The 15,024-nt window shown below is 72.6% G+C and carries 13 protein-coding genes; 6 read left to right on the top strand and 7 right to left on the bottom strand.

Going from position 1 to position 15,024, the window contains the following annotated elements; all coding sequences use genetic code 11:
- Positions 1-361, top strand: a 361-nt coding sequence (locus AC156L_RS16155) for a S8 family serine peptidase (RefSeq protein ID WP_484406976.1), incomplete at its 5' end; no start/stop codon positions are given.
- A gap of 189 nt (positions 362-550) precedes the next feature.
- Entirely contained in the window at positions 551-1,066 is a 516-nt protein-coding gene (locus AC156L_RS16150; RefSeq protein WP_330880532.1) for a GNAT family N-acetyltransferase, read from the top strand.
- 149 nt (positions 1,067-1,215) lie between these two features.
- On the opposite strand, the gene AC156L_RS16145 is transcribed toward AC156L_RS16150, so the two are convergent.
- Both AC156L_RS16145 and AC156L_RS16140 read right to left on the bottom strand, forming a co-directional pair.
- Complete coding sequence (locus tag AC156L_RS16145) at positions 1,216-2,376, bottom strand: cytochrome P450 (RefSeq protein ID WP_330880530.1); 1,161 nt, start codon at positions 2,374-2,376, stop codon at positions 1,216-1,218.
- A 116-nt stretch (positions 2,377-2,492) separates the two neighbouring features.
- Positions 2,493-3,200 carry a peptidylprolyl isomerase gene (locus AC156L_RS16140; protein ID WP_330880528.1) on the bottom strand — a complete coding sequence of 236 codons (708 nt, stop codon included), beginning with the start codon at positions 3,198-3,200 and terminating at the stop codon, positions 2,493-2,495.
- A 131-nt stretch (positions 3,201-3,331) separates the two neighbouring features.
- Here AC156L_RS16140 and aspS point away from each other — a divergent pair, with 131 nt between their 5' ends.
- The 4 genes from aspS (at position 3,332) to AC156L_RS16120 (ending at position 7,899) form a co-directional block, all read left to right on the top strand.
- Positions 3,332-5,107: an aspartate--tRNA ligase gene (aspS, locus tag AC156L_RS16135; protein WP_330880538.1), complete on the top strand. Its 1,776-nt coding sequence runs from the start codon at positions 3,332-3,334 to the stop codon at positions 5,105-5,107.
- Entirely contained in the window at positions 5,108-6,049 is a 942-nt protein-coding gene (locus tag AC156L_RS16130; RefSeq protein WP_330880526.1) for a DUF389 domain-containing protein, read from the top strand. It abuts the gene before it with no gap.
- A 141-nt stretch (positions 6,050-6,190) separates the two neighbouring features.
- The gene (locus tag AC156L_RS16125) at positions 6,191-7,390 is read left to right on the top strand and encodes a hypothetical protein (protein ID WP_330880524.1); all 1,200 of its coding nucleotides are present in this window, start codon (positions 6,191-6,193) and stop codon (positions 7,388-7,390) included.
- A 191-nt stretch (positions 7,391-7,581) separates the two neighbouring features.
- On the top strand, positions 7,582-7,899 hold the full coding sequence (locus tag AC156L_RS16120; RefSeq protein ID WP_330880522.1) for an STAS domain-containing protein: 318 nt from the start codon (positions 7,582-7,584) through the stop codon (positions 7,897-7,899).
- A 73-nt stretch (positions 7,900-7,972) separates the two neighbouring features.
- Here AC156L_RS16120 and AC156L_RS16115 read toward each other — a convergent pair whose 3' ends face one another.
- The 5 genes from AC156L_RS16115 to AC156L_RS16095 form a co-directional block, all read right to left on the bottom strand.
- Positions 7,973-8,143 (bottom strand): hypothetical protein, encoded by a 171-nt coding sequence (locus AC156L_RS16115; protein WP_330880520.1) that lies wholly within the window; start codon positions 8,141-8,143, stop codon positions 7,973-7,975.
- 58 nt (positions 8,144-8,201) lie between these two features.
- Entirely contained in the window at positions 8,202-10,049 is a 1,848-nt protein-coding gene (locus AC156L_RS16110; RefSeq protein ID WP_330880518.1) for a CheR family methyltransferase, read from the bottom strand.
- Between the two features lie 11 nt (positions 10,050-10,060).
- Complete coding sequence (locus AC156L_RS16105) at positions 10,061-10,807, bottom strand: ATP-binding protein (RefSeq protein WP_330880516.1); 747 nt, start codon at positions 10,805-10,807, stop codon at positions 10,061-10,063.
- Positions 10,804-11,826: a chemotaxis protein CheB gene (locus AC156L_RS16100; RefSeq protein ID WP_330880514.1), complete on the bottom strand. Its 1,023-nt coding sequence runs from the start codon at positions 11,824-11,826 to the stop codon at positions 10,804-10,806. Before AC156L_RS16100 ends, AC156L_RS16105 begins: the two co-directional genes overlap by 4 nt.
- Before the next feature lie 305 nt (positions 11,827-12,131).
- On the bottom strand, positions 12,132-15,011 hold the full coding sequence (locus AC156L_RS16095) for a CBM35 domain-containing protein (protein ID WP_330880512.1): 2,880 nt from the start codon (positions 15,009-15,011) through the stop codon (positions 12,132-12,134).
- Positions 15,012-15,024 lie beyond the last annotated feature (13 nt).

The following is a 15,024-nucleotide window of genomic DNA, read 5'->3' as shown; positions in this document are numbered from 1 at the left end:
CGCCAACGCCTCCACGTTCTCCCCGGCCCGCGTCACGCAGGCCATCACCGTCGGCGCCACCGAGCGCACCGACGCCCGCGCCAGCTACTCCAACTACGGTTCCGTGCTCGACGTCTTCGCGCCCGGCAGCGCCATCACCTCGTCCTGGAGCACCAGCGACACCGCCACCAACACCATCAGCGGCACCTCCATGGCCACCCCGCACGTGGCGGGCGTGGCGGCCAGGTACCTCCAGTCGAACACCGCGGCCACCCCGGCCCAGGTCTCCTCGGCACTGGTGGCGGCGGCAACGGCCAACAAGGTCACCAACCCCGGCTCGGGCTCCCCGAACCGCCTGCTCTTCCTGTCCCCCAACGCATAGAGACAACGCGCGGCCAACAGGGAGGGCTCGGCGACGCCGGGCCCTCCCTGCCGCACGACCACGACCACCGGCGAACAGCGAGCCACGGCGTGCACCCGAACGCGACCGGCTGCGGCGGAACGGCCACCGTCGCCCAGCGCTGGTCCGCCCCGTTGGGTCCCGTGCGGTGCCGGGTGTGATGCTGGCGCCATGACTGATCAGCGCGAGGTCGTGGTCGTCCGCTGGCCCGACGGGTCCCCGTCCTCCGACGAGGGGTTGGCCGCGCTGCTGGCGGCCTACCACCTGCGGACGGAGGCGGAGAAGGGCGAGACCGCGGTGGACGTGGACGGGCTGCCGGACCGGTACCGGGCGGAGGTCACCGACCCGCGCACCGTGTTCGCCGACGACGTGGTGCTGGTCGCCCTGAGCGGGGGCACCGCCGTGGGCTGCCTGGTGGTGACCACCCCCACCGCGGGGCAGGCGGAGGTCAAGAGGCTGTGGACGGACCCCGCGTTCCGCGGCCTGGGCGTCGCCTCCGGGCTGCTCGGCGCCGCGCTCGCGCGGGCGGCGGACAGCGGTGCGAGCACCGTGCGGCTGTCGGTGTGGAGGTGGCGGACCGGCGCCATCGCCCTGTACGAGCGGTTCGGGTTCACCGCCACCGAGTCGTGGGACGAGCGGGATCGGCTGGTGTGCATGGAGCGCGTCGTCCCGCGCCGGGTGTTGTGACTGTTGAGGTTGTGGACGGCGTGTCGAGTTGACCGAGCGAGCACCTCCGGGACGGCTCCCGGCACGGGGGTGTGCTCGGCGTGGCCGGAGTCGATTCGGCCACCCCGGCTGGGACCGGCAGTCACCCCATCCGCCGGGACCCCGACCCCCTACCGCCGAACGGGCAGCACCACAGGCCCGTACACGGCCTCGCCGGCGGGCAACCACTCCCCAGCCCCGTCCCGCCGCAGCGAAGGCAACGCCCTGGCCAACCGGGGCAACGCCTCCTGCAACTCCACCCTGGCCAACGCCGCCCCCAGGCAGTAGTGGATCCCACCCCCGTACGTCAGGTGGGCCACCCGCCCCACCGTCACGTCCAACCGGTCGGCCCCCGAGAACACCGCCGAGTCCCGGTTGGCCGACCCCGTCACCGGCAGCACGCACGACCCGGCGGGCAGCACCACCCCGTTCACCACGATGTCCTCCTTGGCGATCCGGGGCAGTCCCAGCAGCGAGGCGGGCTGGAACCGCACCACCTCCTCCGCCGCCTGCCCGGCCAGCGACGAGTCCGACGCCAGCAGCCGCCACTGGTCCGGGAACTCCAGGAACGCGGCCACCCCGCCGCTCAGCTGGTGCTGCACCGTCCCCTGCCCGGCCGACATGAGCGTGACCACCAGCGACCGCAGCTCGGCCTCGGTCAGCGACTGGTCGACCAGCGAACTGACCAGGTCGTCGCCCGGAGTGCGGCGCCGCTGGTCCAGCAGGTCGTCGATGAACGAGTGCAGGTCGTCCAGCGCGGCCTCGATGCGGGACGCGTGCGGGGCGACGGAGTACCCGAACAGCAGCCCCACGTCGGCCGCCCACGAGCTCACCTCCCGCCGCACGTCCTCCGGGACCCCGATGAACCGGCACAGCGCCCGCAGCGCGAACGGGTGCGCGAAGTCGGCGACGAAGTCGAACTCGTCGCCCAGCCCCTCGATCAGCTCGTCGGCCAGGAACCCGGCGGTGGAGCGGAACTCCTCGACCCGCTTCACGGTGAACGCCCGCCCCACGGCGCGCCGCAGGCGCTGGTGCTCGGAGCCGTCGGCGTTGAGCAGGAAGCCCCGCATCGCGTCGACGAGCGGCCCGTCGGTGATGCCCTGCGCGGCCAGGAAGTCCGTGCCGGGCGTGCGCAGCGACCACGACGACAGCACCGTCCGCACCTCGTCGTACCGCAGGATCGCCGTTCCCGCGGCGGTGTCCGCCCGCCAGTCGGCCTCGCGCAGCTCGCGCAGCGCGGAGTGGGGATCGGCCAGGAAGTCCTCGCCGTGCAGGTCCAGGAAACCCCTCATGCCCGACGATAGGCAGCTCGGAGGGGGTGCCGACGCGGAGTTCATCCGGTCGGCCTACCGAACCGGGCCGCGCACCGCCCGCGTCGTCACGGGCTGGTGACCGCGCCGCGTCCGGATCACCCCTCCGTGACCCGGACGAAGGAGAGCGGCGTGGTGGGCTTGCCGTCCTCCGCCCCGCCCGCGACACCGCCCGCCACGACCTGGTCGACGACCTCCATGCCCGCGACGACCTTGCCGATCACCGGGTAGTCGGGGTTGATCTGCGCGGCGCCGTGCACGATGAAGAACTGGCTGCCGTTGGTGCCGGGTCCGGCGTTGGCCATCGCGACGACCCCGCGCGCGTAGGCGCCCCTGGCGGGCAGCTCGTCGTCGAACCGGAAGCCGGGCGTGCCGGTCCCGGTGCCGGTCGGGTCGCCGCACTGGAGCACGCCGAGGTTCGGGTTGGTGGTGAGCCGGTGGCACGTCGTGCCGTCGTAGAACTTCTTCCCCACGAGGTACCGGACGGCCTGCACCGAGCACGGGCCCGCCGCCGGGTCGAGCTCGACCCTCACGTCGCCCCTGTCGGTGGTGAAGGTGAGCGCCGAGGCCTTCGGGTTCGGGGTGGACGGCGGGAAGCCGACCGTGCCGGGGGAGCCGTCCTCGGCGTACTCGCACGGCCCGTCGGTGCCGCTGGTGGCCGTGGTGGGCGCCGTCGTGGAGGCGGTGGTGGACCGGGTCGTGGTCGGGACCGGGGCTCCGCCCGCGACGGGCCGCCCGTTCACGCGCACCGCGCAGCCCGACAGGAGCAGCAGGGCGAAGACGATCACCAGCAGGCGTTTCGGCACCAGCGGATCCTACGGTTCCCGCCGTCACCCACAAGTGGATCGGAAACCTGGTGGCCATACCCGCGGGGCTGTTGGCTAGCCTTGACTGCCAGCCGCCAGTCGGATAGATGAGCACGAGGAGAGCAGCACCCGTGATGCGCACGCACGAGGCCGGGACGCTCCGGGCCGAGCACGCCGGGCAGTCCGTCACCCTGACCGGGTGGGTGGCCCGCAGGCGCGATCACGGCGGGGTCATCTTCATCGACCTCCGCGACGCCTCCGGTGTCGCCCAGGTCGTCTTCCGCGAGGGCGAGATGGCGGAGCGGGCCCACCGCCTGCGCTCCGAGTTCGTCGTGAAGATCGTCGGCGACGTGACCGCGCGCCCCGAGGGCAGCGCGAACCCCGACCTGCCCACCGGCGCGATCGAGGTCTACGCGACCGAGCTGGAGGTACTGAACGAGTCGGCCCCGCTGCCGTTCCAGCTCGACGACCACCTGGAGGTCGGCGAGGAGGCCCGCCTCAAGCACCGCTACCTCGACCTGCGCCGCAGCGGCCCGGCCAAGGCGATCCGCGCGCGCAGCGAGGCGAACCGCATCGCCCGCGAGGTGCTGCACGCCGAGAAGTTCGTGGAGATCGAGACGCCGACGCTGACCCGCTCCACCCCGGAGGGCGCCCGCGACTTCCTGGTGCCCGCGCGCCTGCGCCCCGGCTCCTGGTACGCGCTGCCGCAGTCGCCCCAGCTGTTCAAGCAGCTGCTGATGGTCGGCGGCATGGAGCGGTACTACCAGATCGCCCGCTGCTACCGGGACGAGGACTTCCGCGCCGACCGCCAGCCGGAGTTCACCCAGCTCGACATCGAGATGAGCTTCGTCGAGCAGGACGACGTGATCGCGCTCGGCGAGCGGATCATCTCCGCCCTGTGGAAGGAGCTGGCCGACCACGAGCTGCCCCGGCCGTTCCGCCGGATCAGCTACGCCGAGGCCATGGCGAAGTACGGCTCGGACAAGCCCGACCTGCGCTTCGACGTCGAGCTGGTCGAGCTGACCGACTACTTCAAGGACACCCCGTTCCGGGTCTTCCAGGCCCCGTACGTCGGCGCGGTCGTCATGCCCGGCGGCGCCGACCAGCCCCGTCGCACGCTCGACGGCTGGCAGGAGTTCGCGAAGCAGCGCGGCCACCGCGGCCTGGCGTACGTGCTGGTCGCCGAGGACGGCACGCTCGGCGGTCCGGTCGCCAAGAACCTGTCCGAGGCCGAGCGCGAGGGCCTGGCGAAGGCCGTCGGCGCGAACCCCGGCGACTGCGTGTTCTTCGCCGCGGGCGACCCGGACGGCGCCCGCTCGCTGCTCGGCGCCGCGCGCGTCGAGATCGCGTCCCGCGTCGGCCTGATCGACGAGAACGCCTGGTCGTTCGTGTGGGTCGTGGACTTCCCGATGTTCGAGTCGGCCGAGAAGCTCAAGGACGGCGACGTCGCCGTGGGCGGCGGCAAGTGGACGGCGCTGCACCACGCGTTCACCTCGCCCACCCCGGAGTGGCTGGACCGCTTCGAGGAAGACCCCGGCAACGCGCTGGCCTACGCGTACGACATCGTCTGCAACGGCAACGAGATCGGCGGCGGCTCCATCCGCATCCACCGGGCCGACGTGCAGCAGCGCGCGTTCGGCGTGATGGGCATCGGGCCGGAGGAGGCGCAGGAGAAGTTCGGCTTCCTGCTCGACGCCTTCAAGTTCGGCGCTCCGCCGCACGGCGGCATCGCGTTCGGCTGGGACCGCATCGCCATGCTGCTGTCCGGCACCGACTCGATCCGCGACGTGATCGCGTTCCCGAAGTCCGGCGGCGGCTACGACCCGCTGACCGCGGCCCCGGCGCCGATCACGCCGCTCCAGCGCAAGGAAGCGGGCGTGGACGCGAAGCCGCCGGTCGACAAGTAGGTGCTCCACCTGCGCGCGGTGTGCCCGGTCGACGTCACCGACCGGGCGCTCGCCGTGCTCAAGGCACACCCCGGCGCGACGCACGTGGTGCTGCTGCGCGGGGCGGCGATCGCCCCCGCGGGCGACGTCGTCGAGGCCGACCTGGCGCGGGAGGCCACCGACGAGGTGGTGGCCTCCCTGTGCGACCTCGGTGTCGACCGGGACGGCGGCGTGACGCTGGAGCAGATCGACACCGCCCTGTCGGACGCCGCCGACCGGGCCCAGGACGCCGCTCCCGGTGAGGGCGCGGACGCCGTGGTCTGGGACGAACTGCTGTCCAGGACCGGGGAGGAGTCGCGGCTCAACGCGACCTTCCTGGCGTTCCTGACCATCGCGTGCCTGCTGGCCGCCGTCGGGGTCGTCACGAACTCGACCGTGACGCTCGTCGGCGCGATGGTGGTCGGCCCGGAGTTCGGTCCGCTCGCCGCCATCTCGGTCGGCCTGGTCCTGAAGCGCTGGGACCTGGTCCGCCGGGCCGCCCTCGCGCTGGCCGTCGGGTTCCCGGTCGCGATGCTGATCACCGTGATCGGTGCGCAGATCGGGTCGTTCACCGGGCTGTTCGACCGGCAGACCGTGATCAACCAGCACGACTTCGACTTCGTGTACACCGTCGGCCCGTTCTCGCTGATCGTCGCGCTGCTGGCCGGGGCCGCGGGGATGCTGTCGATGACCTCGGCCAAGTCGGCCGCGCTCGTCGGCGTCTTCATCTCGGTGACCACCGTCCCGGCCGCGGGTTACGCCGCCGTCGCCGCCGTTCTCGGTGAGTGGGAACGTTTCGCCCAGTCCACGGGACAGCTCGTGGTGAACCTGGTAGGCATCGTGGTGGCGGCGTCGCTGGTCCTGGCGGTGCGCAGCCGCAAGAACAGGGCGGACGACCCCGGCAGACCGCTGTCGACGGGATGACGGCACCGCATCTCGCATGGTTCGAACCCGTTACCAACTAGTAGTGGTGGTCATCACCGGCGGAGCACTACCGTCACGGTGCCCAGCCCACTTCTGTCGAGCAGCACGGCACGATGGCCAATCGGAGTAGGGTCGGAGGGGATGAGCGTGGAGATCACCGCCGGCTCACCGGACGTCGACGACGACGCCACGCCCGAGATCGACGAGGCGGTGGCCGCCGCGCAGTCCGTGTTGAGCGGGCGGTTCGGGGCACAGATCAGGCTTGCCGATCCCGAGGACCTCGGGGGTGCGGGCCGGTCCGTGGTCGTCCGGGTCCGGGTCGCCGCGACCCCGTTCTCCCTCCCGCGCACCCTCGTGGTCAAGCGGTACCCGCCCGCGGCGGCCGACCGCGACCCGTTCGCGCACGAGACCGTCAGCCACCAGCTGCTGACCGCGCTGCCGTCCGAGGAGCGCCTCACCCCCGAGCTGGTCGCGCACGACATCCGCAAGCGGCTGGTCGTGCTGGAGGACCTGGGCAAGGCCCCCCGGCTGGCCGACAAGCTCCTCGGCCGCGACGCCCGCGCCGCCGAGCGCGGGCTGCTGTCGTGGGCGCACGCGATGGGCAGGCTGCACGCCACCACCGCGGGCCGCGACGCCGACTTCGACGCGCTCATGCGCCGCCAGGGCACCCAGTGCTGCCAGGACCCGGTCGCCGTGGACGTCCACGCCGCCCTGGAGGGCCTGCCGGACCTCCTGGAGCGCGAGCTGGCGGTCGAGACCACCGGCAAGGCCCGCGACTTCGCGACCGCCGCCGTCAAGGGCTTCGTGTCCTCGCGCCGCCGCGCGTTCAGCCCCTCCACGTCGTGCCCGGACAACCACCTGGTCACCAGCAAGGGCGTCCGGTTCCTCGACTTCGAGGGCGGGTGCGTCCGCGACATCGTGTTCGACGCGGCCTGCCTGCGGGTCCCGTTCCCGTCCTGCTGGTGCGCGTACGGCCTGCCCGCGGGCATGTCCGAGGCCATGGTGGCCGCGTGGCGCGCCGAGGTCGGCTCGGTGTGGCCCGACCTGGACGACGACGCGGTGTTCCTGCCGCGGCTGCTGGAGTCGCAGCTGCTGTGGGTGTGGCTGTCGACGTGGCGCGCGCTGCCGAAGCTGACCGCGACCGAGCAGAGCGGCCACCGCGGCCAGGACGCCCCGCCGCGCAGCACCATCCTCACGGTGCGGTGGGTGCGGCTGCGCACCGACGCCGCGTCCCTGGGCGCCACGGCGATCGTGGAGCACGCCGACGCCGTCATCGGCGCGCTGGTCGAGCGCTACGGCGAGAAGGCCACCCAGCTCCAGCTCTACCCGGCGTTCCGGTAGCCCTCGCGGCCGTCGTGGCGGGCGCCGGGGGTGGTGCGGATCATGGTCACCGACCGCCGGTCTGAACCGATTCGATCGGACAGGACGCCGTGGCGGGGCTACCCTCGGAGGCGGTTGAGCGCACAGCCGCGGGAACGTCAGCCACAACTCGACCGGTCGGGGCAGAACTGGTGGAATACCCGGATTTCGCAGTGGACGAACGGCGCCAGTCGGGGTGCGCCGTCGTGGTCGTGCGCGGTGAGGTCGACGTCGACACCGCCCCGGACGTGTGGGTCGTGGCGCGCCGCGCCCTCGACACCAAGCCCGTCTCGCTGGTGGTCGACTGCACCGGCGTCACCTTCTTCGGGTCCACCGGCATCAGCCTGCTGCTGGAACTGCGCGGCGCGTGCCGCGAACACCGGCTCCCGTTCCGGCTCGTCGCCGACACCAGGGCGGTCCTGCGGCCCCTGGAGCTGACGGACCTGCTGCGCGAGTTCGTGATCCTGCGCGACGTGGCCGCTGCCTGCTAGTCCTGCCGCCCGCGGCACGTCCTGACCTGGTCACCGCGGAGCCCGGTGCCCCGTCAAGCCGTTGAACCCCCGATCACGGCCGGAGCCGCGCGTCAGCGCGCACCGCGGAAGCCCGCGGGTCGGCGCGGTCCAGGGCCACCCCTCGCAGTGCGGCGCCCGGCACCGTTCGCTCCTCCGCGTCCACGCCCCTGCCGCCGCACGCGATCACCGGCCGCACGCTCCGCGCCACGTCCACCGCTCTCACAGCGGTCCACCCCTGCGCGGGAGCGGTGACCGGCGCCGTCGACACCGCCCCGGCCCCGCTACTCCTGCTGCTCCATCACCAGGATCGCGCCGTTCGGCTCCCCGGTGCTCGACCGCAGCGAGCTGCACACGATGCGGACGTGCACGTCCCGGCCGCGGCGGTTGATCGCGTCGACCTTCACCTGCGTGGTGAACGAGCCGTCGGCGAGCGCCTGGCGGACGACCGGCCGGAGTTCCGGCAGCGGCAGGCCGATGTCGAGGTTCAGCAGGTGCATGCCCTCGGCCTCGTCCCGCCGCACGCCCCACAGCTCCTCGGCACCGCGGTTCCAGGCCAGGACGCGCATCTCCAGGTCCAGCACGACGACGCCCGCGCGCAGCGACGTGAGGATCGACTCCAGGAAGCCGTTGACCTGGTCCAGTTCGCCGCTGCGGTCGCGCAGCGTGTCGTTCATGGCCTGGAGCTCGTCGTTGGTCGACTGGAGCTCCTCGTTCATCGTCTCCAGTTCCTCGTTCGTGGACTGGAGCTCCTCGTTGGTCGTCTCCAGTTCCTCCACGGTGGACTGGAGTTCCTCGTTGGTGGTCTCCAGCTCCTCGTTGGTCGACTGGAGCTCCTCGTAGGCCGCTTCGAGCTGGTGGTTCGCCTGCTCCAACTCCTCCAGCAGCCGCCGTGCGGCGCTGACGTCGTGGAACACGATGGAGACGCCGAGGATCCCGTTGCCGGAGTCGACGAGCGGGTTGACGTGGACCTCGAACCACATGGTCTCGCCGGGACTGCGGGCCCACTCGACGTCCTTGACGCGCAGCGCCCGCCGTTCCAGCCTGGCCTGGTCGACGTAGCCGCGCAGCTCGACCGGCCGGTAGGACAGGTCGAGGTCGCGCAGCGGCCTGCCGACGTCCTTGCCGGAGAGGCCGAACGTCGCCTCCGCCTGGTGGTTGACCAGCGCTACCACGTCGTCGCTCGTCACCACGACCTGCGCGACCGGACTCGCGGAGAAGCCCAGCTCGCGCAGCTGGTCGAGGCCGCTGATGTCGATCCGCCGGTCCTGCACGAACGCGTGCGTCACGAAGTGCGAGGCGCCGGTGCCGTTCGAGGCCCGCCGGAAGATCCGCCGCTTGAGGTCGACGGAGTCGAAGATCCGGGTGTGGCTGAGCAGCATCTCGGCCTTGCCGAGGAACAGCACACCGCGCGGCACCAGCGCGAAGTGGAAGCGCCCCAGGATCTTCGCCTGCGTCTCCTGGGTGAAGTACATCAGCGTGTTGCGGCAGATCAGCAGGTCGATCCGCGAGATCGGCGCGTCCTGCACCAGGTCGTTGCGGCCGAAGATGACCGTGCGCCGCAGGTCCTTGCGGAACGAGAACCGGCCCTCGTGCGGCTCGAAGTACTTCTCCAGCAGCTCCGGGGCCAGACCCTCCAGCTCCCTGGCCGAGTAGGTCGCCTGCCGGGCCTGGCCGAGGGCCTCGTCGTCCACGTCCGTCGCGTAGATCTTCACCCGCTGCCGGAACTGGTCCGGCCCCAGCGCCTCGGCCAGCACGATGGCGATGCTGTACGCCTCCTCGCCCGACGCGCAGCCCGCGCTCCACACGCGGATCGGGTCCTCCGGGGCGCGTTCGGCCAGCATCGACGGGATGACCTCGTCCCGCAGGCAGTCCCACGCCTCCGGGTCGCGGAAGAACCCCGTGACGTTGATCAGGATCGTGTTGAACAGCGCGTTGAACTCGTCGGGGTTCAGCTGGAGGTAGTCGATGTAGTCCGCGTGGTCGCTGATCGACACCTGGTTCATCCGGTGCGCGACGCGCCGCATCAGGCTCGTGCGCTTGTACCCGGTGAAGTCGAAACCCCTCGACTCCTTGAGGTAGACGAGCACCTCTTCGAAGTCGCTGTCGTGCTCTGGCCTGCGGTCCGTCACGGCGGACAACGCTACTCGCTCGTCATCGCGCTGTCGGCGAGCGGCAGCACCGCCCAGACCACCTTCCCGCCGCGCGGGGTCGGTGACACGCCCCACGTCTTGCTCAACGCCGCCACCAGGGGCAGACCCCGTCCGCCCGGTCGGTCGGAGGTCAGCGGACGCGGCCTCGGTGGGGACGGGTGGTCGTCGCGCACGGCTATGGCGAACTGGCCGGGCCGCAGTTCCAGCCGCAGGGACGGCGCGGCCTTCGCGTGCCGCACGGCGTTCTCCACCAGCTCGCTCGTGACCAGCACCGCGTCGTCGAGGATGCCGAGCAGGCCCCACCGCTCGCAGGTGTCCCGCACGAAGCCCCGCGCGAGCCGGGGCGTCGCCGTGGAGAAGGGCAGCTGGACCTCGTGCCTGCGCCGCGCCCTCGGCGCGCCGACCGCGTCCAGCGCCAGCCGCACCGTCGGGTACTGCGGCACGAACCTGGCGATGCCGTTCAGCTCCAGGGTCGTGCGCAGCACGTCGTCGGCGACGACCATCACCGGCACCCCCGGCCACTCCGACACCCGCATCCACACCGTCGCGAACACGCTCAGCTCGGCGGTCCCCGAGGCGTCGAACCCGTCGAGCAGGTGCACGATGATCGCCGTCGGCTCGGTGACCGCGCACTTCAGCAGCCCGTCGCGGAACTGCGCGTAGCTCGACAGGTCCAGCCTGCCCGTCGCCCGCACCACGGTCGCGCCCTCCTCGGACGACAACCCGAGCGTGATCACGAGGGACGGTCGGATCGGGCCTGCTCGCCGACGGAGTCGGACAACAGGTAGCGCCGCAGCACGTCAGCGGCGTGCGCGGATTCCTCCTCGGTTCGCGCGTACCGCTCCGCGAGCCTCTCACTGCCCCGGTTGAGGGCGTCCCTCCGCAGCTTGCGGGCCAGGCTCACCTTTTCCTCCAACGTGCGCAGCGCGGTCCACAGCGCACGCTCCAGTGTGCCTGCTTGAGCGTCCAACAGCGCGTCGGCGGTCCAAGCGTGACCCACTCGGCAGCGGTACCTCGTCCGTTCGGCGTCCAGTTCGAGGAGCGTGCCCCCGCAGTCGGGGCAGCTGAAGCCGGACGGTTGACCCACCTCGTCCACCCCGTTCACCTCGTCGGACCTCCGCGCCGAGAACCCGGCCTCCAACCGCAGCAGCGGCGACGGCGCGGGCAGGTCGGAGGTCTCCACCAGTTCACCCGCGTGGCGGCGCACGGCGTCGCCCAGCCTGCTCGCGGGCAGCACGTGGTCCACCCGCACGTGCCTCATCACGCTGCCCGGCATCCCCCGGTACAGCGCGTCCTCCAGGTCCTGCGCCATCGTCACCCCGCCCCGCGCCGCCACGGCGACCATGCCCGCCGTCCCGTCGTCGAGCGCCCCGGACAGCACGATCCCGATCACCCCCGGCCCCCTGGCCATCGCGGCGGACCGGAACAGCGTGTCCACGGCGGGCCGGTGCCCGTTCTCCGTCGGCCCGTGCGACAGCGTCAGCGCCCCGTCCTCCACCACGACGTGGTGGTCGGGCGGTGCCACGTGGATCCGGCCGGGTTCCAGTTCCGTGCCGTGCCGCGCGCTCACGGCGGGCAGCGGGCCGCTGCGGTCCAGGATGGCGGGCAGCGCGCTGGTCCCGCCCGCGGGCAGGTGCAGCACGACGACGACGGCCGCGGGCAGGTCGGCCGGTAGACCGGCGACGAAAGCGCGCAGCGCCTCCACACCTCCCGCCGAGGCTCCCACCACGACCAGGTCACGCGCTTCCAGAGCCATCCGCCTCAGTCCCTCGTTCGTCGGCGGGATACCCCAGTGTGACCCCGATCAGTCCGGAATCACACCCGTGGGCGCCCGCCAACCGGAAGAGCGGGACGACCGCGGCGGACCCACGTCGGTCCCGCGGCTCCGCACGGTCGAGAACCGGCTGGTCACCGTCGCCCCGACGCCGGCACGGCCGTCCCCGCGCCGCGCGATCGGTTGGCACGTCCCGGTTCTCCGTCGGCGCCGTCCCTGGGCCACACGGGTGACGGCGCGCCGCCGGGCCACCCCGCCCGGAGGCGGGGTGGCCCGGCGGAGGGGACTCAGAAGCCCGAGTTGCCGCCGCCCCTGTTCAGCGTGTAGCCGGTGGAGTTGAGCAGGCCGCCCGACGCCGCGCCGGAGACGGTCGTGTTGGAGATCGACGCGCTGCCCGCGGCGTTCAGCTCGATCCCGTGGGTGCCCGCCCCGGCGATCGTCACGCGGTCGAAGCTGATGCCGGTGATGGTCTTCTGGAAGCTGAGCAGCAGACCCTGGTAGGTGCTGTCGGTGATGGTCATGTCCGACACCGCGATCGGCGCGGTGATGTCCCCGGTGTCGGCGTAGATCCACAGCGCGCCGAGCCGCGCGCCCCAGTTCGGTTCGAGGCCACCGGTGCGCAGCAGCGTGTTGCGCCGCACGGAGGTGGTGCCGGTGAAGGGCGTCGGGTTGAACCTGGTGCTGATCGCGATGCCCGCCGATCCGGTCACCGTGTCGCTGACCAGGTTGTCCTCGGCCCGGTTGCCGGTGCCGCCGTAGACGCCGATCCCGTTGGCCAGCAGCGGGCTCTGCACGGTGTTGAACGTGTAGGCGCCGCCGACCACCGGCCGGCCCTCGGAGAACATCGCCAGCGCGTCGTCGCCGGTGTTGCGGAAGGACGACTGGTCGACGCGGACGTTCGTGGTCGGGCCGTCCTTGGCGTGGATGTTCACGCCGTCGGCGAAGGTGTCGCGGACGCGCACCCCCACCACGTACAGGCCGTTGGTGCCCGAGTCCGGCCACAGACCGGTCTTGGTGTGCTCGACCCAGACGTTCTGCACCAGCGAGCCGGTGCCGAAGTTGCCCTCGACCGCGGTGTCGGAGGCGTTGTCCAGCCTGGTCCTCACGTCGCCGAAGACGGCGAGGTCCGCGATGGTGACGTTGCCGCCGGTGGCGAGGAAGCCGCCGCGGGCGGCGGTGCCCTGGACGACCGTGTGCCACGGGCCCGCGCCGAAGATCCGCACGTTGGCGACGGTGATCGCCGCGGTGATCCGGAACGTGCCCGCCGGGATGAACAGCGGCTTGTCCTGCGCCGAGGCCGCCGAGATCGCGGACCTGATCGCCGCGGTGGCGTCGGACCCGTTGTCGGGGACGGCGCCGTAGGCCGTGACGTTCAGCGCGCCCTCGGGAGCGGTGGCCGCGGCCGGGGCCACCTCGGCGTCGATCAGGTCGACGTCGACGTGCGCGGCGGAGCCGGAGTCCTTCCGGAGCATGAGGACCGTGCCCGCGGGCAGGTCGCCGACGATCGCGCGGGTCTCGTCGTAGAAGTGGTGGGCGTCGCCCTCGGCCGGGTTGTTCGTGTACGGGTACGCGCCGTAGACCCAGCTGTAGGCCGAGGTCAGGGTGAGGTCCTGCCTCTTGGTCCCGTTGGCGTACACGGCCAGCGGGGCGGTCTGGCCCGCGCCGTCCGCGCTGTCCGGGATCGAGTAGCGGACGACGATCGCGTTGGCGGGCCTGGTGAGCGTGACGCTGACGGACTGGCCGGTGGTCAGGCGCACCGCGCGCCTGCCGCTGGACTCCGACTGCACGGTCTTGAAGGTGCGGTCGGCCGCGAGCACGGTTCCGGTGGTGCTGCCCGCCTCCGCCTCGTACTGCGTGTAGGGCACCGTCGCGCCGCGGGCGGCGAGCGCGGCCTCGTTCGCGACCACGACGCTGTCGACGAGCACGTCACCGCCGGTTCCGGTGAGCGCCAGGGTGTTCAGGCCCGCGCGCAGCGGGACGGTGACGGCGGTGGTGCGCCAGCCCGTGCCCGAGGCGAGGGTCGCGGTGCCCGCGTCCCGGCCGTTGGCCGACACCGCGAGCGTCCGGGACGAGCCGCTGGTGTTGGCGAAGCGGACCGTGGCGGTCGCCGTGCCCGCGGCGGGCATCGAGACCGTGCGGACGACGCGGGCGCCGCTCGTGCCGAAGCCCGTGACGTAGCCGGAGCCGCTGAAGCCGGACGTGGCGGTGGCCGTGGTCGCGCCACCGGACAGGAACGCCGATTCGGCCTCGCCCGGCCCGGCGGGCGGCGCCACGACGACCGGGTTCACCGCGAGGCTGTCGAGGTTGACGTTGCCGGAGTCGGTGGTGTCGAAGGCGTAGGCGACGGAGTGGGACCCCGCCGGCAGCGCGACCGCCTCGGACGCGGTGCCCCAGGTGTCCCAGTTCGCCGTGGCGGGCAGGGACACCTGCCGCGCCCTGGCGCCGTCGACGTAGAGCGACAGCGTCATCGCCGTGCCCGTGCCGTTGGCGTACCGCAGGTCGAGCGACTGGTCGCCGGACGTGGTGGTCACCTGGAACGTGGTGCGGGCCCGGCCCTTGTCGGCGTCGGTGTAGCCGCCCACGAAACCGGTCCCGGTGTAGCCGGGGTGGTCGCTCGCGACGACCGCGCCACCGGACAGGGCGGCGTTCTCGGCCTCGTGCGGCGGACCGCCGTCCGGGGTGGCCGCCACGACGTCGAGGTAGTCGACGTTCACGTTGCCGTTGTCGGCCGAGCCGAACGAGTAGGCGATGGAGTGGTCGCCCGCGCCCAGCGCCACGCTCGTGCCGGAGGTGCCCCAGGTGTCCCAGCCCGCCGTCGGGGGTAGGGAGACCTGCCGCGCCGCGCCGCCGTCGACGGTCAGCGTCAGGGTCCTGGTCGAGCCGGTGCCGTTGGCGTAGCCCAGGACCAGCGAGTACGTCCCCGCCGTGACGGTCACGGGGAAGGCGGCCCTCGCCGTGCCCCTGTTGCCGTCGGTGAAGCCGCCGACGAAGCCGGTGCCGCTGTGGCCTGGGTGGTCGGTCGCGGTGGTCGCGCCGCCGGAGAGCGTGGCGCGCTCGGCTTCCACGCGGGTGGTCGCCGCGCGCGCGTCGACGACGGGGGAGAGGGCCAGCGCGGTCAGCGCCAGCAGGGTGACGAGGCGACGTCCGTGGCGCCGGGGTGTGTTCACGAGTCCATCCGTT

This window comes from Umezawaea sp. (genome assembly GCF_057122925.1).
This window is presented reverse-complemented; position numbering and strand designations above follow the sequence as displayed.